Origin of the sequence: Methylobacterium sp. 22177, assembly GCF_052045615.1 — a bacterium.
GTDB classification, from domain to species: Bacteria; Pseudomonadota; Alphaproteobacteria; order Rhizobiales; family Beijerinckiaceae; genus Methylobacterium; species Methylobacterium radiotolerans.
The window spans coordinates 38,404-63,781 of sequence record NZ_JBQEPK010000036.1; the positions used below are offsets into that span (position 1 = coordinate 38,404).

At 70.7% G+C, this 25,378-nt stretch carries 24 protein-coding genes and 1 tRNA gene; 15 read left to right on the top strand and 10 right to left on the bottom strand.

Annotated features, from left to right (window positions below; all coding sequences use genetic code 11):
* Window positions 1-76: 76 nt before the first annotated feature.
* Window positions 77-742 carry an SCO family protein gene (locus ACTJK8_RS24805; protein ID WP_127991041.1) on the bottom strand — a complete coding sequence of 222 codons (666 nt, stop codon included), beginning with the start codon at window positions 740-742 and terminating at the stop codon, window positions 77-79.
* A gap of 295 nt (window positions 743-1,037) precedes the next feature.
* Between ACTJK8_RS24805 and ACTJK8_RS24810 the strand changes: the two genes are divergently transcribed.
* The gene (locus tag ACTJK8_RS24810; RefSeq protein ID WP_440762679.1) at window positions 1,038-1,940 is read left to right on the top strand and encodes an MBL fold metallo-hydrolase; all 903 of its coding nucleotides are present in this window, start codon (window positions 1,038-1,040) and stop codon (window positions 1,938-1,940) included.
* Window positions 1,941-1,974: 34 nt separating this feature from the next.
* On the opposite strand, the gene ACTJK8_RS24815 is transcribed toward ACTJK8_RS24810, so the two are convergent.
* Together ACTJK8_RS24815 and ACTJK8_RS24820 are read right to left on the bottom strand one after the other, a co-directional pair.
* Window positions 1,975-3,555, bottom strand: a complete 1,581-nt coding sequence (locus ACTJK8_RS24815; RefSeq protein ID WP_440762683.1) for a putative bifunctional diguanylate cyclase/phosphodiesterase — start codon at window positions 3,553-3,555, stop codon at window positions 1,975-1,977.
* A 243-nt stretch (window positions 3,556-3,798) separates the two neighbouring features.
* Window positions 3,799-4,230 (bottom strand): helix-turn-helix domain-containing protein, encoded by a 432-nt coding sequence (locus ACTJK8_RS24820; RefSeq protein WP_029359654.1) that lies wholly within the window; start codon window positions 4,228-4,230, stop codon window positions 3,799-3,801.
* A gap of 569 nt (window positions 4,231-4,799) precedes the next feature.
* On the opposite strand from ACTJK8_RS24820, the gene ACTJK8_RS24825 reads away from it, so the two are divergent.
* From ACTJK8_RS24825 to ACTJK8_RS24835, 3 genes are all read left to right on the top strand, one after another.
* A complete protein-coding gene (locus ACTJK8_RS24825) occupies window positions 4,800-4,946 on the top strand; it encodes a hypothetical protein (protein WP_158682005.1) in 147 nt (48 codons plus the stop codon).
* A gap of 105 nt (window positions 4,947-5,051) precedes the next feature.
* Window positions 5,052-5,534, top strand: a complete 483-nt coding sequence (locus ACTJK8_RS24830) for a cupredoxin domain-containing protein (RefSeq protein ID WP_234742051.1) — start codon at window positions 5,052-5,054, stop codon at window positions 5,532-5,534.
* A 499-nt stretch (window positions 5,535-6,033) separates the two neighbouring features.
* The gene (locus ACTJK8_RS24835; protein ID WP_012319399.1) at window positions 6,034-6,198 is read left to right on the top strand and encodes a hypothetical protein; all 165 of its coding nucleotides are present in this window, start codon (window positions 6,034-6,036) and stop codon (window positions 6,196-6,198) included.
* 236 nt (window positions 6,199-6,434) lie between these two features.
* On the opposite strand, the gene ACTJK8_RS24840 is transcribed toward ACTJK8_RS24835, so the two are convergent.
* On the bottom strand, window positions 6,435-7,649 hold the full coding sequence (locus ACTJK8_RS24840) for a M20 family metallopeptidase (protein ID WP_440762680.1): 1,215 nt from the start codon (window positions 7,647-7,649) through the stop codon (window positions 6,435-6,437).
* A gap of 481 nt (window positions 7,650-8,130) precedes the next feature.
* On the opposite strand from ACTJK8_RS24840, the gene ACTJK8_RS24845 reads away from it, so the two are divergent.
* A complete protein-coding gene (locus ACTJK8_RS24845) occupies window positions 8,131-8,874 on the top strand; it encodes a Crp/Fnr family transcriptional regulator (RefSeq protein ID WP_024829971.1) in 744 nt (247 codons plus the stop codon).
* A 428-nt stretch (window positions 8,875-9,302) separates the two neighbouring features.
* On the opposite strand, the gene ACTJK8_RS24850 is transcribed toward ACTJK8_RS24845, so the two are convergent.
* Window positions 9,303-9,380: transfer RNA gene (locus ACTJK8_RS24850), tRNA-Pro, on the bottom strand.
* Between the two features lie 141 nt (window positions 9,381-9,521).
* Between ACTJK8_RS24850 and ACTJK8_RS24855 the strand changes: the two genes are divergently transcribed.
* From ACTJK8_RS24855 to ACTJK8_RS24895, 9 genes are all read left to right on the top strand, one after another.
* Window positions 9,522-10,802, top strand: coding sequence for a glycosyltransferase family 4 protein (locus ACTJK8_RS24855; protein WP_116656790.1), 1,281 nt, complete (start codon window positions 9,522-9,524; stop codon window positions 10,800-10,802).
* A gap of 154 nt (window positions 10,803-10,956) precedes the next feature.
* Window positions 10,957-11,277, top strand: a complete 321-nt coding sequence (locus tag ACTJK8_RS24860) for a rhodanese-like domain-containing protein (RefSeq protein WP_012319403.1) — start codon at window positions 10,957-10,959, stop codon at window positions 11,275-11,277.
* 145 nt (window positions 11,278-11,422) lie between these two features.
* Window positions 11,423-12,577: an efflux RND transporter periplasmic adaptor subunit gene (locus tag ACTJK8_RS24865; RefSeq protein ID WP_012319404.1), complete on the top strand. Its 1,155-nt coding sequence runs from the start codon at window positions 11,423-11,425 to the stop codon at window positions 12,575-12,577.
* A 107-nt stretch (window positions 12,578-12,684) separates the two neighbouring features.
* Window positions 12,685-15,882, top strand: coding sequence for an efflux RND transporter permease subunit (locus tag ACTJK8_RS24870; RefSeq protein WP_012319405.1), 3,198 nt, complete (start codon window positions 12,685-12,687; stop codon window positions 15,880-15,882).
* Window positions 15,883-15,999: 117 nt separating this feature from the next.
* A complete protein-coding gene (locus ACTJK8_RS24875; RefSeq protein WP_063110465.1) occupies window positions 16,000-16,518 on the top strand; it encodes a hypothetical protein in 519 nt (172 codons plus the stop codon).
* 74 nt (window positions 16,519-16,592) lie between these two features.
* Window positions 16,593-17,372, top strand: coding sequence for a lysophospholipid acyltransferase family protein (locus ACTJK8_RS24880; protein WP_024829927.1), 780 nt, complete (start codon window positions 16,593-16,595; stop codon window positions 17,370-17,372).
* Between the two features lie 132 nt (window positions 17,373-17,504).
* Window positions 17,505-17,951, top strand: coding sequence for a hypothetical protein (locus tag ACTJK8_RS24885; protein WP_012319408.1), 447 nt, complete (start codon window positions 17,505-17,507; stop codon window positions 17,949-17,951).
* Between the two features lie 137 nt (window positions 17,952-18,088).
* The gene (locus ACTJK8_RS24890; protein ID WP_059409546.1) at window positions 18,089-19,195 is read left to right on the top strand and encodes a DUF2125 domain-containing protein; all 1,107 of its coding nucleotides are present in this window, start codon (window positions 18,089-18,091) and stop codon (window positions 19,193-19,195) included.
* 61 nt (window positions 19,196-19,256) lie between these two features.
* Window positions 19,257-19,916 (top strand): phosphoribosylanthranilate isomerase, encoded by a 660-nt coding sequence (locus tag ACTJK8_RS24895; protein ID WP_440762681.1) that lies wholly within the window; start codon window positions 19,257-19,259, stop codon window positions 19,914-19,916.
* Window positions 19,917-19,926: 10 nt separating this feature from the next.
* Here ACTJK8_RS24895 and ACTJK8_RS24900 read toward each other — a convergent pair whose 3' ends face one another.
* From ACTJK8_RS24900 to rpsA, 4 genes are all read right to left on the bottom strand, one after another.
* Entirely contained in the window at window positions 19,927-20,295 is a 369-nt protein-coding gene (locus tag ACTJK8_RS24900; RefSeq protein WP_012319411.1) for a LapA family protein, read from the bottom strand.
* Window positions 20,296-20,313: 18 nt separating this feature from the next.
* Window positions 20,314-20,625: an integration host factor subunit beta gene (locus ACTJK8_RS24905; protein ID WP_012319412.1), complete on the bottom strand. Its 312-nt coding sequence runs from the start codon at window positions 20,623-20,625 to the stop codon at window positions 20,314-20,316.
* Window positions 20,626-20,675: 50 nt separating this feature from the next.
* Window positions 20,676-21,638 (bottom strand): signal peptide peptidase SppA, encoded by a 963-nt coding sequence (gene sppA / locus ACTJK8_RS24910; RefSeq protein ID WP_043073763.1) that lies wholly within the window; start codon window positions 21,636-21,638, stop codon window positions 20,676-20,678.
* A 343-nt stretch (window positions 21,639-21,981) separates the two neighbouring features.
* Window positions 21,982-23,694: a 30S ribosomal protein S1 gene (rpsA, locus tag ACTJK8_RS24915; protein ID WP_012319414.1), complete on the bottom strand. Its 1,713-nt coding sequence runs from the start codon at window positions 23,692-23,694 to the stop codon at window positions 21,982-21,984.
* Between the two features lie 507 nt (window positions 23,695-24,201).
* On the opposite strand from rpsA, the gene ACTJK8_RS24920 reads away from it, so the two are divergent.
* Window positions 24,202-24,969, top strand: coding sequence for a Crp/Fnr family transcriptional regulator (locus tag ACTJK8_RS24920; protein ID WP_012319415.1), 768 nt, complete (start codon window positions 24,202-24,204; stop codon window positions 24,967-24,969).
* A 48-nt stretch (window positions 24,970-25,017) separates the two neighbouring features.
* Here ACTJK8_RS24920 and ACTJK8_RS24925 read toward each other — a convergent pair.
* The coding region (locus tag ACTJK8_RS24925; RefSeq protein ID WP_440762682.1) for a transglutaminase-like domain-containing protein at window positions 25,018-25,378 on the bottom strand (361 nt) is incomplete at its 5' end.

Here is a 25,378-nt window from a genome sequence, read left to right on the forward strand (position 1 = left end):
CGATGCGGCCGGGCCTCGCGACCCGCGCCGCCCTCTAGCCACGCCGGCGCGGCGGCGCAATTTCCCGGCCCGCGGCTCAGCTCCGCGGACCGCAGCTGCCGGTGCTGCCGTCGGTCGTCCAGAGGTTGGCACCGCCTCCCGGCGGGCACTGCCCCGGCAGAGCCAGGGTGATCAGCTTCGCGAAGGTGCTGGCCTCGTCCTCGCCGTAGCCGATCTCGCCGACCATGCGCCCGGTCCTGTCGAACAGCGCCACGGTGGCGGAATGCTCCATCGTGTAGTCGCCGTCCTTGGTCGGCACGCGCTTGTAGGCGACGTGGTAGGCGTCGGCCATGCGGGCGACCTGCTGCGGCGTGCCGACGAGGCCGCGGATCCGCGGATCGAACGAGGCCAGGTACTCCCGCAGGGCGTCGGGCGTGTCGCGCTCCGGGTCGAGGGTGACGAAGACGACGTTGAGGCGGTCCGCGTCGCGGCCCATCCGGCCGAGGGCGGCCGACAGGGTCGCGAGCGTCGTCGGGCAGACATCCGGGCAGTGGGTGAAGCCGAAGAACAGGACGGACGGCTTGCCGCGGAGATCGGCCTCGGTCACCGGGCGGCCGTTGACATCCGCCATCGTGAACGGCCCGCCGACCTTCCGGGGATGGCTGAACCGCGAGCCCTGCTGGAGGACGATCGCCCCGGTGCCGGTGGCGACCACGGCGATGAGGGCGGCGGAGGCGATGAGGGCGAGAGGGCTCGGTGCCATGCTGTGACCTGCGACGGCGCGTCGAAGCGGACGGTATCGATGCGGCCAATATGGGGTCCGTGTCGACCGGCGTGAGGCCCGGCGCGCCGTGCGGGGCCGGGCACCGAGCCGGGCACCGAGCCGGGAACGGCGCCAGGAACACGCCCGGGCGAGGCCGGTTGGCCAGGATACGGGCGGTCGCGCCATCCGGTGCCGGGACGCCCGGGGCCCGCCGGGATCGGTCGATCCCGGCGGGCCCCGGCCGGGCCGCGCGCCCGACCGTCCCTTCCGCGACCGTGTACGGGAGCCGCCCCAGATGGCCCAGCAGATCCCCGTCGACCCGCAGGCCCGGGCCGACGATCCCCGCCGCGACGCCGAGCGGGACGACGCGACCCACGCCATCGCCGACGACGTCGCCTACCAGCGCCACGTCCTGGTCAACGTCGTGTTCGTGGGGACCCCCGGCGCGGGCGACCGGGGCTGGGTCCTGATCGATGCCGGCGTGATGGGCGCCAAGCGCGGGATCCAGGCCGCCGCCCGGGCCCGCTTCGGCGCGGGGGCCCGGCCGGCCGCGATCGTCCTGACCCACGGCCATTTCGACCATGTCGGCGTCCTGGAAGACCTCGCGGGGGAATGGGATGTCCCGGTCTACGCGCACCTCCTGGAGCGGCCCTATCTCGACGGCAGCGCCGCCTACCCGACGCCGGATCCGAGCGTCGGCGGCGGCCTCCTGGGCCGCCTGTCGCCGCTGTTCCCCACCCGCCCCGTCGACGTGTCCGGGCGGCTGCACCACCTGCCGGAGGACGGTTCGGTGCCGCCCCTGCCCGGCTGGCGCTGGATCCACACGCCGGGCCACGCGCCCGGCCACGTCTCGCTCTGGCGCGAGTCCGACCGGACGCTGATCGCGGGCGACGCCTTCATCACCACGGCGCAGGAATCCGCCTACGCGGTCGCCACGCAGGCGCCGGAACTGCACGGGCCGCCGATGTACCTGACGATCGACTGGCCGGCGGCGCGCGCGTCGGTGCGGGCGCTCGCAGCGCTCGCTCCGGAGCGGGTCATCACCGGGCACGGCCGGCCGCTGAAGGGGCCCGAGATGCGCCGCGCCCTCGACGCCCTGGCGGAGGATTTCGACCGGGTCGCGGTCCCGGAGACGGGCCGGTTCGTGGAGCACCCGCTCGGGGCCGCCGACGGCTCCGCCTACCGGGCGCCGCGCTGACCCGCGCGACGCCGCGCGGGCGGCGTCCCACGCCTTACGAGGCCCGCGCCAGATCCGGGAACGGGGCCGGGGCCGGGGATCGCGCGGCGGCGAGCACGTCGTCCATCTCGGCCTTCGGCATGGCGTGGCCGAACAGGTAGCCCTGGCCGAAATGGCAGCCCTGGTCGGACAGCCAGTCGAGGCTGGCGTCGGTCTCGATCCCCTCGGCGGTGGTGGAGAGGCCGAGGCTCGCCCCGAGCTTGATGATGGCGTCGACCAGCTTCGCCCGCTCGTCGCTCATCGTGATGGCGTCCACGTAGCTGCGGTCGATCTTCAGCTTGTCGAACTTGAGTTCGCGCAGGTGGTACAGGCTGGAATAGCCGGTTCCGAAATCGTCCAGCGCGATGCGCACGCCGAGTTCGCGCAGGGACAGCAGGGTCGTCCGGGTCGCCTCCAGGTCCTGGATCAGGGCACTCTCGGTGATCTCGACCTCCAGGCGCTGCGGCGGGAAGCCGGTCTCGGTCAGGATCCCCAGGATGCGCTGGGCGAGCCACGCGTCCTGGAACTGCTGCGGGGCGATGTTCACCGCCAGGATCAGGTGGGGCGGCCAGGCGCGGGCATCCAGGCACGCGCGGCGGATCAGCGTGTAGCTGAGATCCGCGATCATCCCGGTCTCCTCGGCCACCGGGATGAACTCGCTCGGTCCGACCAGCCCGCGCGACGGGTGGCGCCAGCGCGCCAGCACCTCGACGCCGACGATCTCCCGCTCGGGGAGCGACACCACCGGCTGGTAGAAGGGCTCGATCGCGCCCGTCTCGATGGCGCCGCGGAGTTCCGTCTCCATGCGGGCGCGGGCGCGCAGCTCCGCGTCCATGGCGCTGCGGAAGAACCGGAAATTGCCGCGCCCGTCCTTCTTGCCCTGATACATGGCGAGGTCGGCCGCGTGCAGGATCGCGTCGGCATCCCCGTGCTCGGCCGACACCGCGGCGACGCCGACCGTCGCGCCGACCTTGAGGTCGTTCTGGCTCCACGTCACCGGCTCGGCGATGCGCCCGATGACCGCCTGGGCGAGACGCCTCAGCGCCTCGCTTTCGTAGCGGAGCGGGACCAGCATGGCGAACTCGTCGCCGCCCAGCCGGGCCGCCAGGCCGCCCGACGGCACGAGCTGCTGGAGGCGCTCGGCCACGGCGCACAGGACCGCGTTCCCGGCCGCGTGGCCGTAGAGGTCGTTGACCGGCTTGAACCGGTCGAGGTCGATGAGCAGCACCGCCGCGTCCCCGGCGCCCGACGCGTGCGCCCGCTCCACGGCGTCGATGAAGCGGCGGCGGTTCGCCAGACCGGTCAGCCCGTCGTGCCGGGCGATCGCCTCGGCCTGCGCCGCCGCNGCGGCGGCGCGCTCGAGCATGAGCCGCCGGAGGATAATCGACTTGCGGATGCTGGCGCCCCACTGCGCCACGCCCATGCAGGCGGCGAGCAGGAGGAGATCCGTGAGGTTGTAGGTGGCGACCAGGGTGTTGAGATACGCGAACGTCCCCAGCGTGACGCCGACGAACCAGATCCCGACGCCGATCACGAGCAGGCACAGGGTCTCGTACAGCTCGCCACGGCCCCAAGCTTTCGACGTCTCGATCGGCATGGTCAGGACCCGGTTTCCAGCGTCAGCGCGAAACATGCTGTCCGCTCATGCGCTGTAAAACAGCCTCCGGACGCGGGCGCCTATCTACATCGTTACGTGACTTTGTCTTGGTTTAATTTGAATTAAAGCCTGCACCACTCTCCGGCGCGCGCGGCTCGATCACGCGCAGGTGTCCCACCGCGCGGGAATTTGCCGCACAAGCTCTGGTCACACCCTCGGCGATCCGGCACCGGACCGGCGCCGTCACGCCTCGCCGACGGCATTCGGACGTTGCGCGCCTGCGCGGCTCTCCTGGAGGGCTGCGGCCGCCTTGACGATCGACAGGATCCCGCCGCGGGTCGTCTCGTCGGTGATGCTGGTGAAGGCCAGAACGAGTTCCATGACCTTCGGATCCTCGAACAGGGCTGCGGGCCCGACGCGTCCGCCGCCGGTGTCCCGCGGATCGGCGAAGAAGGTGTCCACCGGCACCTTCAGCAGGTCGGCGATGGCCTGAAGCCGCCCGGCGCCGATGCGGTTGCGCCCCTTCTCGTACTTCTGAACCTGCTGGAAGCTGACGCCGATGGCCTGACCGAGGTCGGTCTGGCTCAGGCCCTGTGCCACGCGCAGCGCCGCGATACGGCCGCCGATCGTGCGATCGGTCTCGGTGGCGGACTTGGGCTTCGGGGAGGACGACATCGGACGGAAACCTTCGGCATGCGGGACGGGGGCGACTTACCGGGTGTCGCGGTAAAAAACACAACCAAAAACTGCTTAGTGCACCAATAAGTTGCGCAAGTCCTAGTTGCACCGGGCGCATGGCTTGGCTGTTGGTTGTACGCCCACGGTCATCGAAACCGCAATGGCGGGCGGTGTCTGTCACGCGGCGCACAATTCATCGCGACCGTTCCACCGGTTTTCGCCCAGGCGCGAGGCCAGTCAGCCGCTCTACAGGACGACTCGGCGGAGATCGGGCGTCGCGATGTAAAGTACCGACATCGTGGATGATCGTCGCGCGCAGCCACGGATGTGTGAAGCCGCGCACCGCGTCGAGGAATTCCGCCCGCCGCTTCTTCGCAAGACAGCGGCGCCGCGCGCCGTGAGCGGGAATGTCGACGCCGGCAAGGCGCGGTCGCTATTGTCGCCAGGATACTGCGGTTATCGTAGGTCCAAACACTTTGTGTTCCGATCGTGAAAATCTATGAAATGATGTATTCAACGGCCAAGCCCTGCGGTACGGTCGGCTTCCCATCACAGCGCCGGCGTCGATGACCGATCTTCTCGCGACCTTCCAGGAGCCGACCGCCTCTGCCGGGCAGGCCGAGCCGGTGACTGAGAGGTCAGCCCTGCGGGCGCATATCGCGCGGATCCTGCGCAAGCTCCCTTCCGCCAAGGCGGCAGGCGCGGCGCGCTGATGGCCTCCGGGCCGTCATTCGGTCCCCGGCCCGTTTGAACTGCGACTTGCTCCGTGTGGTTGAGCCAGTGTCACTCCTCACAACGACACGGCGGGAAGACCACGTATGATGTCTGAATCCGGTTTCCGGCTCGGGGCCGCACGTCCGGCTTGGCGCATGGCGGCGGCCGTCGCGGCCGGGTTGGGCGTCGGCTCGCTGACCGGCTCTCTCGCCGATGGCGCCCGTGCGGCCGAGGCGATGCCCTCCGTCGACCTGACGATGACCACGGAGAACGGAGCCGCGACATGCGCGCCCGCCGAGCTGCGTCTGCCCGCCGAGTCGGATGTCAGCATCCGGGTGCAGAACAAGTCCACGAGTCAGATCGTCCTGACCGCGCCCCAGATCTTCGAGAACAAGAACGTGCTCCACCACGACGGCGACGTCGTGCACGTGGCCAGCAACGACGGCTACACGGTCAAGCAGAACGGCCAGGGCGAGATCCGCGTGCGGACGATCGCGGCCGGCCAGTATCCCTACGGCTGCACGAGCGTGAACGACAGGTCCCAGCCATTCCGCGGAACCCTGACCCTCAGCCCGGCGGCGCGCTAGCGGCCCGCCGCGTCGGTGTGGCGGCGCTCGGCGACCGGAGAAGGACCGGGCCCCGGCTGGCCCACGAATCCGAGACGGGCCGGACCGACCCGATCTCGCCGGACGCGACGGCCTCCACGGTCGCGCGCCTCGCCGAGCATGCTCGCGGCTGCGCCGCTCGGCGAGAGGCCCCTCGCCTCGGCGCGTTCCGCCGGCGCTCCGGTCCGGGCGTACTCCATGGCGAGCGGCTCCTCGGAGTAGACTCGCTCGCCGGCCTCCAGGGCGGCCTCGGTCACCACGCAGCGGCAGGGTTCCGTTCCCGACCCTCATCGACTGGGCGTCGGATCGACTTTCGGAGCGGTCACTGGCCGGTTCGGGTGCCCGAATGCGGCGCGCCCGGATGGATTGTACACGGCGCGGTCGCCGAAAACGGTGGCGCACTTCGGTCGAACAGGCGTTTAACGCTCCGTTTACCGTGCTGTCCGAGAGTTCCAGCTTCAACCGGAGCCCCTGAACAGTCATGCTTGATGTCGCGTTCTGGTGGTGCGTGGCCGTGGCGCTGACCGGATCGGTCGGCCTCGTCGGCCTGGCCCTCTTCACTGGACGGGGCGCCCGCTCGCGGCCGCGCGGCGTCAGGCTGGCCCGGACCGAGCCCCTCGTGCTCCGTCACTTCGGGCGCGCGTAGGTCGGCGGCCACCGGCCCTACGACGGACGTCCGAGATCTGTCGGTTCGCGGCCGGTTCGATCTCGGGTCGGCACGGTCCGGCCGGCCCGGACGGCGCCAAGATCCGGATGGCGCTCGTCCGGGCCCGTGCGGCCGATCGCTTGTCGCGGACGAGGAGCGGTCGGCGCGGCGGCATCCGAACCGCGGACTCCCCGGGTCACGATTCCGAAGGGGGGAACGGCGCCTGTCGCTGGGCCTCACTCGGCGCGGCCGCAGCACATGCGGAGCATCAAGTCTCTGTAGATGGCCTGCGCCTCCTCGATCCGTTCCACGAGGCAGTACTCATCCGTTTTGTGGCACTGCGCCGCCTCGCCGGGGCCGACGATCAGCGTGGCGACACCGTCAAAAGCCGGCACGAGAGCCGACGCATCGGTGAAGTAGGGTGCCCCGGCCGGTTCCGCCGCGGCCCCCGTCCGCTCTCGCAGCAGCGCCAGGAGCGGGGCAGCGGACGGATCGTCCGGCTCGGTCGCGAAGCCCGGGAAGCTCGTGACGATCCGGATCTCGGCCTCGGGTCCGAAGAGGCGGCCGAGTTCGGCGACGAGCGCCGCGTGTCTCTGATCCGGGAGGGTCCGGATATCCACGGTGAACTCGGCGCAGTCAGGGACGGAGTTGATATTCTCTCCACCGCGGACGGTGGTGACGCAGGCCGTGGCGCAGCCCAGCAGTGGATGACGGGCGCCGAAATCGTAGCCTTCGAGCCTCCGGATCCACTCCGCGACCTTGCTGATCGCGTTCTCGCCCTCGTGCGGCATCGAGGAATGCGCCGTCCGCCCGCGCGCGGTCACGACGACGCGGAGAGAGCCCTTATGGGCGAAGAGGGCGGCATTCGACGTCGGCTCTGCCACGATCAGGAGTTCGGCGGGCCCGAGACCCTTCTCGCGGGCGACGTGGAATGCGCCCTCGCATCCGGTCTCCTCTCCGGCGGTGATCACGAGCGTGATACCGCGGTGAAAGCTGCGCCCGTCCTCGATCAAGTTGCACGCAGCCGCCACGAACGCGGCCACGCCCGCCTTCATGTCGCTGGCGCCGCGGCCGTACAGCCGGCCATCCTGCACGATCCCGTCGAAGGGTGGGAATTGCCACTCGTTCGACCCGAGTGGCACGACGTCTATGTGCCCAGTGAAGCAGAGCGGCTTGCCGTTGGCCGTCCCAGGCATGCGCGCGACCAGCGTTGGCCGATCCCTGGCGAATTCGAAGCTGGCGACATCGAACCCGTATCCGGTCAGCAGGCGAGCGATGAACTCGGAACATTCCTTCTCCTCACCCGGAGGATTGATCGACCGGAACCGGATGAGCTGCTTCGCGAGGTCGACAGCGTTGAGGGGCATCGGTGCTTCCACGTGAAATTTCGTGCCGTTGCCGACGGCGGTCTCCAGGGCACGCATGTCAAGACGACGACCCTGCAGCTTCATCGGCGATGGACCGCGCTCGGGAGGGCCCGAGCGGTTCGGGCGACCGGGCTGGGTCGCGTGCGGAATGACCGCTCGTTGTGGGGAGCGGTCTGCCCGCTGCGAGTGGAGCATGCATCGGAGCGGCCGTCGCGATCCGATCCGCCTGCGACACTCATCGGGCGCGGGAGAATGAAGTCTCTTCCGCGCACCGGCGAACGAGGAACGCGTGCATTCGCCGCGCGGGCCGCCGAAATCTCGCCGGAAACATTGAGCCAGAGAGCGATTTCGCGCGAACCACGCGATATTGGGCGACGGTGAAAACGGACGAAATCCGGCGTGGTTCCGAGGACAATGGGAATATATATTCTCACACAAATTGATGTACGTCATGAAATCCTGTTATAGCATGTTTAAGATGATGGGCATCGTCGGCTGACTCGCGACAGGTGTCGGCGACTGGGAGAGCCGTGCGCTTCCACCTGCAAGGCGAAGGTGGAGCGACATGCCGTCAGCCCCCGATAGGCAAGTGACATCAGCTCTCATTCGCAAGTTGGAAAGCATCACCGCCCTCTCCGAGGTCGAGCGTGAGGCCATCCAGAGCTTGCCCGTGAGGACGCAGGTCTTCGGCGCGCACCAAGACATCGTGCGCGACGGCGACACGTCCTCGCAATGCTGCCTGATCCTCGACGGCTGGGCCTGCCGCTACAAGCTGCTCAACCAGGGCAAGCGGCAGATCCTGTCGTTCCACGTTCCGGGCGATATCCCGGATCTGCAGAGCTTGCACCTGCCGACCATGGATCACAGCCTCGCCACGATGAAGCACACGACCGTCGCTTTCATCTCGCATGAGAGCCTGCGCGCTCTGACCGCACGCTTGCCGGATCTCGCCGCGCTCCTGTGGCGCGATACCTTGATCGACGCGGCGATCTTCCGCGCCTGGATGACCGGCTTGGGCCGCCGTTCGGCCGACGAGCGGATCGCACACCTGTTCTGCGAGATGTACCTGAAGCTCCAGGCTGTGGGGCTCGCCGGCGATTACCGCTGCCCGATGCCGATCACGCAGATGGACCTGGCGGATGCGCTGGGTCTCACGCCCGTCCACATCAACCGCGTGCTCATGGGTTTGCGCAGCCGAGCCCTGATCACGCTCCGCAGCCGCACGCTGGTGATCGAGGCGTGGGAGGAATTGATGGAGGTTGCTGAGTTCGACCCCCGGTACCTGCATCTGGACAGGCGCGCTGCGTGAGGCTTCGCCTCCACCGACCGTCCGCCTTCGGGGCGGGGCGATGCCGCTCCGCATACCCGGGTAGGTCGTTGGCAGCCGCGGGGAGCGTTCTCAGCGGGGTGCGCGCCAGCGTCCCGTCTCGGTGGGTCTCGCCACTCGCCAAGCCGTTGGCCTCCGGCCGTGCCAGCGCGCGGCTCGCTCCCTGAGCGGCGCCGGTCTCCTGATCGGAAGCCTCGGGGGCCGCGCGAGGCTCGGAGACGGTCGGATGCGTGGCCACGGGCTTCGGCTACCCGCCGCGGCCAGCAGTGCACAGACCGCGAGGAGAGCGAGGGTCGCCCCATGGGCGGTTCCGGCGCCCCGCGGTTCCCCCGTGCGCCGTCCGTTCCGCCTCGGCCTGCGGGCGGACTGGCGGCCGTTGATGGAGAAGCCTTGTTGCCCGAAGGCTCTAATGGTCGGAGTGGCGGGATTCGAACCCACGACCCCTAGTCCCCCAGACTAGTGCGCTAACCGGGCTGCGCTACACTCCGACGCCGCTAGGGCTCGCGGCTCTTAGCCTCCGCGCCGCGCCCGCGCAAGCCCTCCGGCGCGCGCGGGCCGCGCGGAGATGCTGGCTCTCGCGGGTCAGGCCCGCTACGGGGAGGCCTCACCCCGACAATTGCCCGAGGATCATGACGGACCGACCGATCGCCTTCGATCTCACGCGCCTCGTCACGCGGCTGCGCCACGCGAGCCCGTCGGGCATCGACCGCGTCGACCTCGCCTACGCGCGCGCCTATCTCGGCCGGGCGGAGACGGGCGTCGGCGTCGTCGCCACGGCGTTCGGACCGCGCATCCTCGATCGCGCGCAGGCGCTGGAGATCGTCGAGGCGGTGGCGGCCGGCTGGGTCGAGGACCGGGACGCCGCGTCGGACCCGGTCTACCGGCGGCTCGCGTCCCGGTGCGGCGATCCCGCCGCCCCGCCGTCGCCGCTCGCCGCGCCGCGGACCGGGTCCGCCGAGAGGCGCCGGATCCAGGCGCGCAAGACCGTCGACATCGCGCTGCGCGGCCGGTCGGTCGCCGTCCTGCCCCAGGACGCGCTCTACCTGCACACCTCGCACCTGCGCCTCGACGACCCGCGGCGGTTCGACTGGCTCTATACCCGCCGGGACGTCCGGGCGGCGTTCTTCGTCCACGACCTCATCCCGATCACCCATCCGGAATACGGCCGGTCCGGCGAGGCCGACCGCCACCGGGCGCGCCTGCGCACGATCGGGCGGCACGCCTCCGCCATCCTGGTGAATTCGGAGGATACCGGCCGGCGCACCCTCGCGCACCTCGCCGCCGAGGGGTTCGGAAGGCCGCCGGTGGCCGTGGGCCATCTCGGCGTCGAGCCCGCCTTCGGGCGCGACGGACCCCGGTTCACGCCCGACCGGCCGACCTTCCTGATCTGCGGCACCATCGAGTCGCGCAAGAACCACCTGCTGCTGTTCCAGATCTGGCGGCTCCTGGCCGAGCGCCACGGGGCGGCGGCACCCCGGCTCGTCGTGGTCGGGCGCCGGGGCTGGGAGGCCGAGAGCGCCATCGACATGCTGGAGCGCTGCCCCGGCGTGCGCGCTCACGTCATCGAGGCCTCGGGATTGTCCACGCACGGTCTGGCGGCGCTCATGCGCAGCTGCACCGCCCTGCTGATGCCGTCTTTCACCGAAGGGTACGGCATTCCCGTCGTCGAGGCCGCGGCCTCCGGGCTGCCGGTCGTCGCCTCCGACATCGCGGTCCATCGCGAGATCGCCGACAGCTTCGCTCTGTTCCGCGATCCCCTGGACGGTCCGGGCTGGATCGAGGCGATCGAGGCGCTCGCGCGGCCCGGCGCGCCCCTCCGGTCCGAGCTGGCCGGTCGTCTCGACGGGTATCGGCCGCCGGACTGGCCCGCGCATTTCGCCGCCGTGGCGCCGACCCTCGCGGCGCTCTGAGAGGGGGCCGGCCCGCGCCGGGCCGGCAACGGTCGGCCCGCCTGCCGGCCGGTCGCGCGCCGACGACGCACGTTGCGCCGCCGAGGTCTGACGAATAAGGAAAAGCGTCAGTCAACCAGCCTGGCCGAGAGCGGGCGGAACGGAGATCCTGCCGATGCGGGTGGTCGACCTCGATCGCGAGACGGTCAAGCGCGGGCTCGATGACGGCTCGATGCTGATCATCGATGTCCGTGAACCGCATGAATACGCGGCCGGGCACATCCCGGGCGCCGTCTCGCACCCGCTCTCGAGCTTCGATCCGCGGGCGGTCGCGGCCCTCGTGGCGGAGGACGGCCGGCGGGCGGTCTTCTCGTGCGCCGCGGGCGTCCGCTCCGTCCACGCGCTGATGGCCGCGCAGAACGCCGGGCTCGACCTCGCCGAACATTACAAGGGCGGCTTCAAGGACTGGTACAGCGCTGGCGAGACCGTCGACTGATCAACCGTTTCAATCCGGCTCGCGAGGCCGTGATGTGCGGTCGCGCACAAGCAACACCGTCGACCGCGGGTTACGGCGCACCCGCGGCGGAACAATCGTCAAGCTCGGCGCGACCGGACGGTCGGCCAACGGACAGCAGGACCCGATGCGCAGCCGGCTTCCCAGCCTTCTCACCGTCTTGTCAGGCCTGATCGCGGGTCTCGCGGCAGGGCCCCTCGCGACCCCCGCCCGCGCGCAGGCGCCGGGCGGCCCGCCGCCCAAGGTCACCGTGGCCAAGCCCGTGGTGCGCCAGATCGTCGAGCAGGATCAGTATACCGGTCGCTTCGACGCGATCGAGTACGTGGAGGTCCGCGCCCGGGTTACCGGCTACCTCGAGAAGATCAACTTCGTCGACGGCCAGACGGTGAAGAAGGGCGACGTCCTGTTCGTGATCGACCGGCGCCCCTACAAGGCGGCGCTGGAGCAGGCCCAGGCGGCCCTGGCCTCCGCCAAGGCGCGCCAGTCCTTCTCGCAGACGGACCTGGAGCGCGCGCAGACCCTGTCCCGGAGCGGTAACATCTCCGAGCAGGTCACCGACCAGCGGCGGCAGGCCTCGCAGACCGCCCAGGCCGACGTCGACAGCGCCCAGGCCGCCCTCAACAACGCCCAGCTGAACTACGACTTCAGCGAGGTGAAGGCGCCGATCAACGGCCGCATCAGCCGCCGCCTGGTGACCGAGGGCAACATCGTCAGTGCCGACCAGACCATGCTGACGACGATCGTGTCCCTCGACCCGATCTATTTCAGCTACACGGTCGATGAGAAGTCGTTCCTCAAATACCAGAACAGCCTCGGCATCGGCATGGGCCAGACCCAGCAGGGCAAGGGCGTGCCGATCCTGATCGCGCTGTCCGGGGAGGCGAAGCCGACCCGCAAGGGCACCCTCGACTTCGTCGACAACCGCGTCGACAACGCCACCGGCACGATCCTGCTGCGCGCGACCGTCCCGAACCCCGACATGTTCATCAAGCCCGGCCTGTTCGGCATCGTCTCGATGCCGGCGACCAAGCCGTTCCAGGGCATCCTGCTGCCCGACGAGGCGGTGTCCGCCAACCAGGACAAGCGCATCGTCTACATCGTCGGACCCGAGAACGTGATCCAGCAGAAGGACGTCGTGCTCGGGCCGAAGGTCGACGGCTACCGGGTGATCCAGTCGGGGCTGAAGGGCGACGAGACCGTGGTGGTCAACGGCCTGTCCCGCGTCCGTCCGGGCGCGAAGGTCACCCCCGAGACGATCGAGCTGCCGCCGAGCAAGACCTGAGCCCGCGCGGCTCGACACGAACGCCTTCGTGCGCGCCCCGCGGCGCGCCCCGCACCGACGACGCAGGGCCCCGTCCGGGAGACCGGCGGGCCTCAGAGGTTTGACCGATGCGTTTCGCCCACTTCTTCGTCGACAGACCGATCTTCGCGTCCGTCACGTCGATCGTCTTCCTGATCCTCGGCTTCGTGGCCTACGAGAGCCTGCCGGTCTCGCAGTACCCCGAGATCGTGCCGCCGACCGTGACGGTGCGCGCCTCCTATCCCGGCGCCAACGCCGAGACCGTGGCCGCCACGATCGCGACGCCGATCGAGCAGGAGGTCAACGGCGTCGACAACATGCTCTACATGACGTCGTTGTCGACCAACGACGGCAACATGCTGCTGACCGTGACCTTCAAGGTCGGCACCAACCTCGATATCGCGAACGTGCTGGTGCAGAACCGGCTGTCGGTGGCGCAGCCGCGCCTGCCGCCGGACGTGCGCAACCTCGGCGTCACGGTCCGCAAGGCCTCGCCCGACCTGATGCTGGTCGTGCACCTGCTCTCCCCGAACAAGACCTACGACCAGAACTACCTCGCCAACTACATCTACCTGAACATCCGCGACGAGCTGCTGCGCCTCGACGGCGTCGGCGACATCACGATCTTCGGCGGTAACGAGTACGCCGAGCGCGTCTGGGTCGACCCCAACAAGCTCGCCGCCTACGGCCTCTCGGTCACCGACGTCACGACCGCCCTGCAGGAGCAGAACGTCCAGGTGGCCGCCGGCCAGCTGAACGGTCCGCCGGCCGCCAAGGGCGAGGCGTTCCAGCTCGTCGTGCAGTCGCAGGCGCGGTTCAAGACGCCGGAGCAGTTCGCCGAGGTGATCATCAAGGCGCAGGACGGGCGCCTCGTCCGGGTCAAGGACATCGCCCGCGTCGAGATGGGCCAGAAGGACTACACGACCAACTCGTTCCTCAACGACACGCCCGCGGTGGGCATCGGCGCCTTCCAGCGGCCGGGCACCAACGCCCTCGACGCGGCGGCGTCGGTCAAGAAGGTGATGGAGGAGGTCAAGAAGAACTTCCCGCCGGACGTCGAGTACCGCATCGCCTACAACCCGACGGAGTTCATCGAGGAATCGATCCACGAGGTCTACAAGACGCTGTTCGAGGCGGTCGGCCTCGTCGTCATCGTGGTGCTGGTCTTCCTCCAGAGCTGGCGGACGGCCCTGATCCCGGTCATCGCGATCCCGGTCTCGCTGATCGGCACCTTCGCGGCGATGGCGGCCTTCGGCTTCTCGCTGAACAACCTGACCCTGTTCGGGCTGGTGCTCGCCATCGGCATCGTGGTCGACGACGCGATCGTGGTGGTGGAGAACGTCGAGCGCAACATGGCCGAGGGCCTGTCGCCGGGCGACGCCGCGCACAAGACCATGGACGAGGTCGGCGGCGCGGTCATCGCCATCGCGCTGGTGCTCGCCGCGGTGTTCGTGCCGACGGCGTTCATCCCGGGCATCTCGGGCCAGTTCTACAAGCAGTTCGCGCTGACCATCGCGGCCTCGACCCTGATCTCGGCCTTCAACTCGCTGACCCTGTCGCCGGCGCTCTGCAAGCTGCTGCTGGTGCCCCACCACGCCCGCAAGGAGCCGAAGTTCTTCCTGACCCGGTTCGTGAACTGGCTGGCGAACGGCTTCAACCGCGCCTTCGACGCCACGTCGAACGCCTATGGACGGTTGATCCGGGTCCTGACCGGCGGCATCGTCGGCCTCGGCGTGATGCTGCTGGTCTACGCGGCGGTGATCGCCGGGACGCTGCATCTGGCGCAGACGACGCCCACGGGCTTCATCCCCGACCAGGATCAGGGCTACCTGATCGGCGTCGTCCAGCTCCCCTCCGGCTCCTCCCTCGACCGCACCACGGAGGTGTGCCTGCGCGCCGCCAAGCAGGCCCGGACGGTCGACGGCGTGGCCAACGCGGTGATCATCGCGGGCTTCGACGGCGCCACCTTCACGAACACGACCAATGCCGGCGTGATGTTCCTGACCCTCAAGGGGGCGAAGGAGCGCGCCGAGCAGGGGCGGAGCGCCGCCGTGATCACCGGTGAGGTGCTCAAGGCCACGTCCGACATCCAGGAGGCGCGGGTCATCGTCATCCCGCCGCCGCCGGTCCGCGGTCTCGGCAACGGCGGCGGTTTCAAGATGCAGATCGAGAGCCGCCAATCGTCGGACATCGGTCCGCTCATGGCCGCCGCCGGCGAGGTCATCGCCCAGGCGAACCAGAGCGCGGACGTCCAGCGCGTCTTCACGACCTTCGACAACTCGACGCCGCAGCTCTTCCTCGACATCGACCGCACCATCGCGCGGATGCTGAACGTGCCGCTGGCCAACGTGTTCTCGTCGGTCCAGGCGGATCTCGGCGGCACCTACGTCAACGACTTCAACACCCTGGGCCGCATCTACCAGGTGCGCCTGCAGGGCGACGCGGCCTTCCGCACGTCGGTGCAGGACATCTCGCAGATCAAGGTACGCTCCTCCACCGGCGCGCTGGTGCCGATGGGCACGCTCGCCTCGGTGCGGGACGTCACCGGGCCGCAGATCGTGCAGCGGTTCAACCTGTACTACTCGGTCCCGGTGCAGGGCGTGGCCAAGCCCGGCGTCTCGACCGGCCAGGCGCTCAACGCCATGGAGGAGATCGCCAAGAAGGCGCTGCCCGACGGCTACTCCTACGACTGGACCGAGATCGCCTACCAGCAGAAGGCGGCGAGCGGCACGGCCGGCGCGGTCTTCGCCCTCGGCGTGCTGCTGGTCTTCCTCGTGCTCGCCGCGCAGTACGAATCCTGGGCGCTGCCCCTCGCGATCCTGCTGGTGGTGCCGACCGGCGTGCTCGCCGCCCTGGCGGGCGTGCAGTTCCGGGGGCAGGACAACAACATCCTGACCCAGATCGGCCTGATCGTGCTCATCGGCCTCGCGGCGAAGAACGCGATCCTGATCGTCGAGTTCGCGCACGACATCGAGCAGCGGGAGCACCGCGGCCCGGTCGAGGCGGCGGTGGAGGCCTGCCGTCTCCGCCTGCGCCCGATCCTGATGACCGCCTTCGCGTTCATCCTCGGCACCCTGCCGCTGGTCGTGGCCACCGGCCCCGGCGCCGAGATGCGCCAGGCGCTCGGCACCGCGGTGTTCTTCGGGATGATCGGCGCGACCTTCTTCGGCCTGTTCCTGACGCCGGTCTTCTACGTGGTCATCCGCCACTTCTCGATCTGGCTGGGCCGGTTCCGGAAGAAGCACACGCACGGCGATCCCGGCGGCGCCGCCCCGGCCCACGGCTGACGGCCAGCGCGGCCGCCGAGCCCGGGCCGCCAGAACCCGGAGGCCGCGCCGGATCCGCGAGGGTCGGGCGCGGCTTCCGCGCGACGGGCGGGGGCGCCCGGTGTAGAGGCTCGCGGCATGTACGCCCTCGGTCGCCTGATTTTCGGGGCCTTCGCCCTCCTGCTCGCCGTCCCCGCGGGCCTCGCGGTCCTCGTCCTGGCGCTCCTCGTCGACCCGGACGCGCAGGCCTGGCTGACCGGCGGGGCGCTCGCCGGCCTCGACATGGCCCTGTCGGACCTCTCGGCCGGGCTGCCGCCGGAGGGGCTCGCCCTGTTTCTCGCCGGCCTCGCCAAGGCGCTGTTCGCGCTGCTGTTCGTGCCCCCGGCCCTGATCGGTCTCGGCGGTGAGATCCTCGGGCGCCGCGGCGTCCTGTGGTACGGCGCCGGCTGCGGGCTGCTCACCGCCGCCCTCCCCTGGCTGACGCGCGGCGCGCTCCGGTCCGGCGGAGGCGCCCGCGACGCCGCCCTCCTCGCCGGCGAGGCGCGCCTGACGCTGATCCTGTTCGCTGTCGGCGCCAGCGCCGGGCTGGTCTACTGGCTGGTGGCCGGGCGCGGCGCCGGCCTTCTCCGGGACCGGCATCGCCCGGAGGGGACCTGACGCTTCCCGCGACGCCGCCCTTGGCCCCGGACGCGCGGGCGCGCTACAGGGGAGCCGCCACGACACGGTTTCCGATGCTCGCCCTGCGCTCTCTCGCCTTCAACATCTGCTTCTACGCCGTCACGACGGTCCTGGCCTTCGCCGGCCTGCCCATGCTGGTCTCCGGCCGGTCGGTGCTGCGGCTCGCCCGCGCCTGGGGGCGGATCACCCTGTGGCTCCTGCGGGTCGTCGCGGGGACGCGGGTCGAGTTCCGCGGGCTGGAGAACATCCCGCCCGGCCCCCTGCTGGTGGCGGCCAAGCACCAGTCGGCCCTGGAGACCCTGGCCCTCTGCACGGTGCTGCCGAACTTCGCTTACATCTTGAAGAAGGAGCTGCTGCTCATCCCGCTGATCGGCTGGTACCTGTCGCGCAGCGGCATGGTGGCGATCGACCGGTCGAAGGGCACCCGGGCCATGAGCCTGATGAACGCCGCCGCCGGCGCGGCGATCCGGGACGGGCGCCAGCTCATCATCTTCCCCGAGGGGACCCGCCGTCCGGTCGGGGCGCCGCCCGCCTACAAGCAGGGGCTCTCGCACCTCTACACCGCCCTGAACGTCCCCTGCCTGCCCGTCGCGCTGAACACCGGGCTGTTCTGGTCGCGCAACAGCCTCGTGCGCCGGCCGGGCCGGGCCGTGATCGAGTTCCTGCCGCCCATCCCCCCGGGCCTGCCCCGCCAGGCGTTCCAGGCGCTGGCCCAGGAGCGTCTCGAGACGGCCTCGAACGCCCTCGTCGAGGGCGGACTCCAGGGCCTCGCGGCCGAGGGGCACGCCGTGCCGGCCGACGAGGCGCCGGCCGCCGCCGACGCCCGTCGCTGAGCCGCTCGCGGGCGCGGTTTTCCGCGTCGGGCCGGTGCCCGGCGGCTTGTGGATAACGGGCATCGTCGCCACATCTCCCTCTAGGAACGTCGCCCTTGACGCCTGTGGATATCGCGCGTTAGGTTGGAACAAATGGCGAACAGAAGAGCCCTGTCCTGGTCGGCCGCGCTCCGCGACCTGAAGGACGATCGCACCCGGAGGCAGGACGTGCGTGAAGAACGCCTCAAGACGACCGCGGGTCTGCGCGGCTCCCCCGCGCTCCCGCTCTCGGCCTGGCGTGGCCGTTCCGGCCGGCGCTACGTGGTCGGTGTCCATCCGGCCGGGGGCTTCGACCTCGACGAGATGGCGCAGGCCGTGGTGATCGCCGTCCGCCGGGACAATGCCGGCATCGCCGAGATGGTCTCGGTGGCGAGCTCCAGCGAGAGCCCGCGCGACCATCTGCGCCGGACCTGGCTCGACCGTGTTCGTCGCCGGGGTGCCACCGAGATGCACGTGCACCGCCTCGCCGAGAACGAGGCCGAGCGGACGGCGATCGTCGAGGATCTGCAGGTCGACACCGTCGAGCCGGCGCAGGTCTGAGCGGAAACGCGCCGCGCAGGAACGGATCGCGTCCGTGGCGGTCGACCCCGGGCGGCGCTGCCCCAGTTTCGCCCCGTGCATGGCCTCAAGGCGGGGCCACGATGTCCCCGAGGGGACGGGGTCGGGGAGCGGAGCGCATGGTGCAGGATCGGACGCGGCCGGAGAGCGCCGCTGGGACAGCCCCGGTTCGGGGCGCGCGGCGATCCCGGCTCGGGCTGTTCCTGCCCTACATCCTGCTCGCCCTCGTGGTGGCGGGCTGGTCGGCCGGCTGGCTGTGGATGCGGGAGCGCGCGGCCAGCGAGATCGACGGCTGGATCGCCCGCGAGGCGGCGGCCGGGCGCACCTGGACCTGTGCGGACCGGTCCCTCGGGGGCTACCCGTTCCGCCTCGAGCTGCGCTGCAGCGCCGTGACCCTCGAGCGCGCCGACGGCCGCTTCCGGCTCGGGCCGAGCACCGCCGTGGCGCAGATCTATCAGCCCCGCCTCGTCGTGTTCGAGAGCGTCGGGCCGTTCCATGTCGAGCAGGGCCCGCTGACGGGCGACGCGTCTTGGACCGCACTCCAGGGCAGCTTCCACGGCGCGGCGGGAGGGTTCACCCGCGCCTCGCTGGTCGTCGACAATCCCGACATCTCCGTGACGGGCGCCGAGCCCGGCCCGATCGCGGTCTCGGGCCGGCACCTGGAGCTGCATGCCCGGCCGAGCCCCGGCCGGTTCGAGTCCGACGGCGCCGTGGATATCAGCCTGCGCCTGAACCAAGCGGCGGTGCCGCAGCTCGACGCCCTCACCGGGACGCAGGATCCGGCCGATCTGGCCGTGGACGCGACCTTGACCCAGGCCACCGTGCTGCGCACCGGGACGGTGGCGCGCGAGCTGGAGCGCTGGCGTCAGGCCGGGGGCGCCCTGGACCTGACGGCCCTGTCGCTGGCCAAGGGCCCGCAGCGCGTCCAGGCGAAGGGCACGCTCGCCCTCGACGCCGCCCACCGCCCCGCGGGCCAGGTCGATCTGCGGGCGGCCGGCGTCGACGCGCTGGTCGGCAGCATCGTCGGCCAGCGCTTCGGCTCGGACAAGGGTGCCCTCGTGGGCCAGCTGGTCGGCGGACTCCTGGGCCTGGCCCAGCGCCCCAATCCGGGCGCGCCGGCCGACGCGACGCCGCTCAAGGCGCTCCCGCCGCTGCGGCTCGTCGACGGGAAGGTCGTCTTCAGCGGCTTCCCGATCCCCAACGTCTACGTGCCGGCGCTGTACTAGGCGACCCGCTGACCCGGGTCGCGGACCTGCTCGGCGTCGCGAGATCGGCTATAGAGGGCCCATGGCCTCATCCGCGTCCCCGACCCGCGTCAAGATCTGCGGGCTCAGCACCGAAGCGACCCTGACCGCCGCGCTGGAGGCCGGGGCGGACTGGATCGGCCTCGTGCACTTCCCGCGCAGTCCCCGGCACGTCTCGCTCGCGCAGGCCGCCGCCCTGGCGGCCCGCGCCCGCGGGCGGGCCGAGCGGGTCATCCTGCTCGTCGATCCTGACGACGCGCTGCTCGCCGCGGCGGTCGATGCGGCGGATCCGGACCTCATCCAGCTCCACGGGAGCGAGAGCCCGGAGCGCGTGGCGGCGATCCGCGCCCGGACCGGGCGGCCGGTGATGAAGGCGATCGGCGTCGCGACGTCGACGGATCTCGCGGCGATGCCCGCCTACGCGGCGGTGGCCGACCGGATCCTGCTGGACGCCAAGGCCCCGCCGGATGCCGCCCTGCCGGGTGGCAACGGCCGGCGCTTCGACTGGGAGATCCTGCGCGGTGCCGCGCTCCCGGCCGGCACCATGCTGTCGGGCGGTCTCGATGCCGGTAACGTCGCCGACGCCCTCGCCCGCACGGGGATCGGCGCGGTCGACGTGTCGTCCGGCGTCGAGACGGCGCCCGGGGTGAAGGATCCGGCGCGGATCGCGGCCTTCGTGGCGGCCGCGCGCGGCGGCCGCTGAGGCCCCCGGCTCAGCGCGGGGCCGGAAGGGCCGTCCGGCCCGTATTCGGCACCGTGTAGGCGCCCGAGGTCTCGGTCTCCGGCGCGTAGGCCCGCAGGCGGGTCGCCTCGCGCTCGTGCCGGACGGCCTCGCGGCGGTGGTAGCGCGCCCGCGCCCGGGTCTTGCCCTGGCCCAGCCACGTGAAGATGCCGCCCACGACGATGCCGAGGGCCACCGCGCCGAACAGGATCGCGTAGAGCGGGAGATCGACGCTGAAGACCGGCGCGTCCACGTTGAACGGATCGAAGGAGAGCCGCACCGGCGCGCGGTTGGCCACCGCCAGGAGGATCACCAGGGCGGCGATCGGCAGCAGCACGAGGCTCTTCAGGAAACGGATCATCGCGCTCACAGGTCCTTCCTACTCGGCGGCCGAGGCATTCTCGCCGATCCCGGCGGCGTTGAGGCGCTGGCGCATCTCCTTGCCGGTCTTGAACACGGGGATCGCCTTCTCGGACACGGCAACGGCGGCACCCGTGCGCGGGTTGCGTCCCCGGCGCGCCTCGCGGCGCTTGACCGAGAAGGCGCCGAAGCCGCGCAGCTCGACCCGGTCGCCGCGGGCCAGCGCGTCGGAAATGGTGTCGAGGATCGCGTTGACCAGGATCTCCACGTCGCGCTGGTAGAGATGCGGGTTCTGCTCGGCGATCTTGAGGACGAGCTCCGACTTGATCATGGCGTGGGATCTTCTCGCGGGATCGGGGCGGGCTGCGCGGCGGCGGTCGTTCAGGGTTCCGGGCGCCAGAGGGCGAGCATCCCGCCCCGGGCGGCCTCGGCCTCGGCGCCGACGGCCCGCAGCCGCGCCGCGAGGCCTTCCAGGCCGAGGAGGTCGGCGCCGATCCCGGCGGCGGACCAGAGGGAGAACCGGCTCTCCGAGGCGGGCTTCCAGTCCTTGATCGGCAGGTTCGCCTGGACGCCGCGGGCGCTCTCCAGCCACGCCACCGCCTGCCGCTCGCCCCCGAGTTCGTCGACCAGCTTCAGCGGCACGCTCTGGCGCCCGCTGAACACCCGGCCGTCCGAGACGGTGCTGAGCTGCGCCGGATCCATGCCGCGGCGCTCCGCGACGAGGCCCTTGAACCACGCGTAGGTGTCGCCGACCACGGAGGCGAGCGCGGCGCGCGCCTCCGGCGAGGTCGGGGTGAAGCCCGAGGGCTCGGCCTTGAGCGGCGACGACTTCACCGACTCGACCTTGACGCCGACCTTGTCCAGGAGACCCGAGAAGTCCGGGTACTGGAACAGCACGCCGATCGAGCCGACCAGACTGGTCTCGCGCGCGACGATGTGATCGGCCGCGATGGCGGTGATGTAGGCGCCCGAGGCGGCGGTGCCGTCCACGAAGGCCACGATCGGCTTCTTGGCGGCGAGCGCCCGGAGGTTGCGGAAGATCTCCTCCGAGCCCGTCGTGGTGCCGCCCGGCGAGTTGATCGAGACGATCACGCCCTTCACGGCGTCCGAATCGCCGACCCGCTTCATCAGCTTCGCGGTGGCCTCGCTCCCGGCGATGAAGCCCGAGACGGAGATGCGCGCGATCTGCGGCTGGACCGCGAAGGCGCCGTCCGCGCCCGTCCGCACCCGGTACCCGAGAGCCCCGACCGCCACGACGAGGCCGCCGACGCCGAGCACGCGCCAGAGGGACAACCTGCGGCGCAGGCGCCGCCGGTCAATCAGCAGTTCGGCATCGGCTGCCATGCTGTCGCTTCCCCTAAAGCACCCCGACCGGCCCCTCGACGGGGTGCGGGAGGCGTACCCCCGCGCCGGGCAAGTCCTTGGTTTCCTTCGGCTCGCTCGGTCCGAGCCGTGCGAGGCCGGTGTTCTAGAGCATTTTCCGCGGGCGTGGATACGGGGCGCGCGAAGAAAATGACGGGGCGGCGGGCCGCTGTCGCGTCGGACGGCGCGACCGGGCTCGCGGCCCGCGTTCGGCAACCTTGAATTGTCGGTGCCAAAAGAAAAACCCGCCCGGGACCGGGGTCCCGCGCGGGTCACGACGCGGCGGATCCGCCGCCCGGACAGGCCGGGCGGCGGAGGCCGTCGCTCACTCGTCGTCGGAGCGCTTCTTGTTGAAGGCGGCGCCGAGGATGTCGCCGAGCGAGGCGCCCGAATCGGCGGAGCCGAACTGGGCCATGGCCTCCTTCTCCTCGGCGACCTCGAGGGCCTTGATCGAGACCTGCACGCGGCGGGCCTTCCGGTCGAACTGGACGACGCGGGCGTCGAACTTCTCGCCGGCGGCGAAACGCTCGGGACGCTGGTCGCCGCGGTCGCGGGCGAGCTCGGCGCGACGGATGAAGGTCTGCATGTCGGTGTCGACGATCTTCACCTCGACGCCGGCATCCTTCACCTCGATCACCTCGCAGGTGACGATCTGGCCCTTCTTGATCTCGCCGGCCTCGGCGAAGGGGTCACCGCCGAGCTGCTTCACGCCCAGCGAGATCCGCTCCTTCTCGACGTCGACGTCGAGAACCTGGGCGCGGACCATGTCGCCCTTCTTGAACTCCTCGATGACCTGCTCGCCGGGACGGTTCCAGTCGAGATCCGACAGGTGGACCATGCCGTCGACGTCGCCCTCGAGGCCGATGAACAGGCCGAACTCGGTCTTGTTCTTGACCTCGCCCTCGACCTCGGAGCCGACCGGGTGCTTCTCGGCGAAGGCCTCCCAGGGGTTCTGCAGGGTCTGCTTGAGGCCCAGCGAGATGCGGCGCTTGACCGGATCGACCTCCAGGATCTGAACCTCGACCTCCTGGGAGGTGGAGACGATCTTGCCCGGATGGACGTTCTTCTTGGTCCAGCTCATCTCGGAGACGTGGATCAGGCCCTCGATCCCCGGCTCCAGCTCCACGAAGGCGCCATAGTCGGTGATGTTGGTCACGCGGCCCTTGAGCTTGGCGCCCTCGGGGTAGCGGGCGGCGATGCCCTCCCACGGATCGGCCAGCAGCTGCTTGATGCCGAGCGAGATGCGGTGCGTCTCGTGGTTGATCTTGATGATCTTGACCTTCACGGTCTGGCCGATCGTGACCACTTCGGACGGGTGGTTCACGCGGCGCCACGCCATGTCGGTGACGTGCAGCAGGCCGTCGATGCCGCCGAGGTCGACGAACGCGCCGTACTCGGTGATGTTCTTGACGACGCCGTCGATGACCTGACCTTCCTCAAGGTTGGCCACCAGCTCCGAGCGCTGCTCGGCGCGGCTCTCCTCGAGGACCGTGCGGCGCGACACGACGATGTTGCCGCGGCGCCGATCCATCTTGAGGATCTGGAACGGCTGCGGGGTGCCCAGCAGCGGGGTGACGTCGCGGACCGGACGGATATCGACCTGCGAGCGCGGCAGGAACGCCACGGCGCCGTCGAGGTCGACGGTGTAGCCGCCCTTGACCTGGTTGAAGATCGTGCCGGTGACGCGGTCGTTGTTCTCGAACGACTTCTCGAGCTTGACCCAGCTCTCCTCGCGGCGCGCCTTGTCGCGCGAGATGACGGCCTCGCCGAGCGCGTTCTCGATCCGGTCGACGTAGACCTCGACCTCGTCGCCGACCTTCAGCTCGCCCTCGCGGCCGGGACCGGTGAATTCCTTGAGCGCGACACGGCCTTCCGTCTTGGCGCCGATGTCGATGACGGCCACGTCCTTCTCGATCGCGACGACGCGACCCTTGACGACGGAGCCTTCGGTGATCTCGTGTTCGAGGAAGCTCTCCTCGAGGAGGGCTGCGAAATCCTCGCGGCTCGGGCCACGCCCCAGAGCGGTACCTGCGGTCATTCTGTCTCCTGAACGGCCCCCGGCGGAGGCCCGTTGCGTCGGCGGCTCGCGTTGCAGGCGCCCCCGTTCGCCGCGGCCTTCCCGGAGTCTTTCGGGAGAGGCGACCGGTCCCGTGGGACCCGGTTTGCCGACGCGTCGATACGGATGACGAGGGCGGTCCGTCCGGCGGCCCGGCGGGCGCGCCAGAAGACGAGCGCGCGAGGGCGGATCCGGGAGGACGCGCGTCCCTTACAACATCGCCCTTGCGACTTCAACCGATTAGGGTTTTAGGCTCGGCGGAAGGCGGACGGTCTGCGGAGACCGGGCGGTCTTGCCGCCGGCGGCGGTTTTGGCGAACGTGTCCGCCATCGAACACTCGCGGTCGCGCTTCCGCGAATTGAGGGGGGGCATCGCCNTCCGGCGATGCGGGGCGTGTTAGGGGGTGAAGCGTGCGGCGTCCTGATCACGACTTACGGGTTGACCACCGTCGGCGCGGCGGGACCGCGCGATCCGGGGGCTGAGCCTCCGATGCCGAACGGGTACAGCACCCCGATGGAGATGCTGGCGCGCAAGCTCGACAGCATCTCGCGCCTGGCCGATTCCGACCGCGCGGCGCTCCTCGACCTGCCGCACACGGTCCGGAACCTGCCGGCCCGCCACGACATCGTCCGGTTCGGCGACCGGCCGACCCACAGCTGCCTCGTCCTGCAGGGCTGGGTCTACCGCTACGCCGCCCTCGCCGAGGGCGGGCGGCAGATCCTGTCGTTCTACATCGCGGGCGACCTGCCGGACCTGCAGAGCCTTCACCTGCACCGGATGGATCACAACCTCGCCACCCTCACGCCCTGCGTCGTGGCGCTGATCGCGCACGACGACCTGCGCGCGGTCCTCCTGAGCAATCCGGGGCTCGCCGGCACCCTCTGGCGCGACAGCCTCATCGACGCCGCCCATTACCGGGAGCGCATCACCAGCCTCGGGCGGCGGCAGGCGCTCGGCCGCGTGGCCCACCTGTTCTGCGAACTGTACCTGCGGCAGAAGGCGGTCGGGCTCGCGCGCGGGCTGAGCTGCCCGCTGGTGCCCAAGCAGTCCGAACTCGCCGACGCGCTCGGTCTGACCAGCGTGCACCTGAACAGGGTCCTGCGCACCCTGCGCGGACGCGGGCTCGTCACGCTCAGCGGCGGCCTCCTGACGATCGAGGACTGGGACGCGCTGGCGGAGGTCGCGGAGTTCGACCAGACCTTCCTGCACCTCGCGAACAACCCGATCCGGGCCCGCGAGGCCGCCGAGGCGGTCTAGGGGGCGGGCCGGCGGACTGTCCGGCGGGCTGTCCGGTGGGGGCGCGCCTCAGGCGGCCCGGGCCAGCGTATCGGGGGCCTCGGTCACCTCGTCGGTGTGGACGTCGAACCGGACCAAGTGGGCGGCGCCGAAGCTCGTCGTCAGGGCGCAGTCGGTGGCGTCGCGCCCGCGGGCCATGACGATGCGGCCGATGCGGGGCCGGTTGTGGCGGGCGTCGAACGTGTACCAGCGCGGTCCCTCGGGCCCCTCGAGGAAGACCTCGAACCACGCCGAGAAGTCCATCGGCGCCGGGTCCTTCGGGACGCCGATATCGCCGAGGTAGCCGGTGGCGTAGCGCGCCGGGATGTTCATGCACCGGCACAGGGTGATCGCCAGATGCGCGAAGTCCCGGCACACGCCGACGCGCTGC

Excerpts from the sequence above, each read along its gene's own strand:
- ACTJK8_RS24825 (WP_158682005.1), top strand. The coding sequence starts at position 4,800 with ATGACCGATCTTCTCGCGACCTTCCAGGAGCCGACCGCCTCTGCCGGG.
- ACTJK8_RS24820 (WP_029359654.1), bottom strand. The coding sequence starts at position 4,230 with ATGTCGTCCTCCCCGAAGCCCAAGTCCGCCACCGAGACCGATCGCACG.
- ACTJK8_RS24870 (WP_012319405.1), top strand. The coding sequence starts at position 12,685 with ATGCGTTTCGCCCACTTCTTCGTCGACAGACCGATCTTCGCGTCCGTC.
- ACTJK8_RS24855 (WP_116656790.1), top strand. The coding sequence starts at position 9,522 with ATGACGGACCGACCGATCGCCTTCGATCTCACGCGCCTCGTCACGCGG.
- ACTJK8_RS24880 (WP_024829927.1), top strand. The coding sequence starts at position 16,593 with ATGCTCGCCCTGCGCTCTCTCGCCTTCAACATCTGCTTCTACGCCGTC.
- ACTJK8_RS24885 (WP_012319408.1), top strand. The coding sequence starts at position 17,505 with ATGGCGAACAGAAGAGCCCTGTCCTGGTCGGCCGCGCTCCGCGACCTG.
- ACTJK8_RS24895 (WP_440762681.1), top strand. The coding sequence starts at position 19,257 with ATGGCCTCATCCGCGTCCCCGACCCGCGTCAAGATCTGCGGGCTCAGC.
- ACTJK8_RS24840 (WP_440762680.1), bottom strand. The coding sequence starts at position 7,649 with ATGAAGCTGCAGGGTCGTCGTCTTGACATGCGTGCCCTGGAGACCGCC.
- ACTJK8_RS24845 (WP_024829971.1), top strand. The coding sequence starts at position 8,131 with ATGCCGTCAGCCCCCGATAGGCAAGTGACATCAGCTCTCATTCGCAAG.
- ACTJK8_RS24875 (WP_063110465.1), top strand. The coding sequence starts at position 16,000 with ATGTACGCCCTCGGTCGCCTGATTTTCGGGGCCTTCGCCCTCCTGCTC.
- ACTJK8_RS24920 (WP_012319415.1), top strand. The coding sequence starts at position 24,202 with ATGCCGAACGGGTACAGCACCCCGATGGAGATGCTGGCGCGCAAGCTC.
- ACTJK8_RS24830 (WP_234742051.1), top strand. The coding sequence starts at position 5,052 with ATGATGTCTGAATCCGGTTTCCGGCTCGGGGCCGCACGTCCGGCTTGG.
- ACTJK8_RS24890 (WP_059409546.1), top strand. The coding sequence starts at position 18,089 with ATGGTGCAGGATCGGACGCGGCCGGAGAGCGCCGCTGGGACAGCCCCG.
- ACTJK8_RS24805 (WP_127991041.1), bottom strand. The coding sequence starts at position 742 with ATGGCACCGAGCCCTCTCGCCCTCATCGCCTCCGCCGCCCTCATCGCC.
- ACTJK8_RS24865 (WP_012319404.1), top strand. The coding sequence starts at position 11,423 with ATGCGCAGCCGGCTTCCCAGCCTTCTCACCGTCTTGTCAGGCCTGATC.
- ACTJK8_RS24905 (WP_012319412.1), bottom strand. The coding sequence starts at position 20,625 with ATGATCAAGTCGGAGCTCGTCCTCAAGATCGCCGAGCAGAACCCGCAT.
- ACTJK8_RS24835 (WP_012319399.1), top strand. The coding sequence starts at position 6,034 with ATGCTTGATGTCGCGTTCTGGTGGTGCGTGGCCGTGGCGCTGACCGGA.
- rpsA (WP_012319414.1), bottom strand. The coding sequence starts at position 23,694 with ATGACCGCAGGTACCGCTCTGGGGCGTGGCCCGAGCCGCGAGGATTTC.
- sppA (WP_043073763.1), bottom strand. The coding sequence starts at position 21,638 with ATGGCAGCCGATGCCGAACTGCTGATTGACCGGCGGCGCCTGCGCCGC.
- ACTJK8_RS24860 (WP_012319403.1), top strand. The coding sequence starts at position 10,957 with ATGCGGGTGGTCGACCTCGATCGCGAGACGGTCAAGCGCGGGCTCGAT.
- ACTJK8_RS24900 (WP_012319411.1), bottom strand. The coding sequence starts at position 20,295 with ATGATCCGTTTCCTGAAGAGCCTCGTGCTGCTGCCGATCGCCGCCCTG.
- ACTJK8_RS24810 (WP_440762679.1), top strand. The coding sequence starts at position 1,038 with ATGGCCCAGCAGATCCCCGTCGACCCGCAGGCCCGGGCCGACGATCCC.